Origin of the sequence: Streptomyces beijiangensis (assembly GCF_017315755.1) — a bacterium.
GTDB classification, from domain to species: Bacteria; Actinomycetota; Actinomycetes; order Streptomycetales; family Streptomycetaceae; genus Streptomyces; species Streptomyces beijiangensis.
In genome coordinates this window covers 1-352 of sequence record NZ_JAFLRJ010000969.1, presented here as the reverse complement: position 1 = coordinate 352, position 352 = coordinate 1, and the positions used below count along the sequence as shown (strand labels likewise).

Here is a 352-nt window from a genome sequence, read left to right as displayed (position 1 = left end):
GCATGAAGGCCCGCGCGGGGATGAGGGGATCGCTGCCGGTGTAGAGGTCGAGGAAGAGTTCGACGCTGCCGCCGGGGCTTCCTGCTGGGAGGTCGAGCACGGTGGCGGCCAGCGGTCCCGCTGTCGGGCGTACCAGGGGACTCACGGCGCTCCTTGCAAGATCTCTTCGTACAGGCGGGAGATATCGATGCCCTGAGTTGCGGCGTACTTGGCGCGCTGCTGCTGGTAGTTAGCCGGGGTGCCCAAGGTGGTGAGGAAGGCGAGCTTGCCGAAGGTCATTCCCGGATAGACGCGAGCGGGCTTCGCGGCCCGGATTTCCAAGGTCCAGCGGATCGCGTGGCCCTGGTGACCG

The 352-nt window shown here is 67.0% G+C and carries 2 pseudogenes; both read right to left on the bottom strand.

The features are described 5' to 3' along the window. A pseudogene (locus J0695_RS44785) lies at positions 1–145 on the bottom strand (glycosyltransferase); the annotation flags it as partial. Beyond that, positions 142–352 (bottom strand): annotated as a pseudogene (locus J0695_RS40130) (dCTP deaminase); the annotation flags it as partial. The pseudogenes J0695_RS40130 and J0695_RS44785, both read right to left, overlap by 4 nt.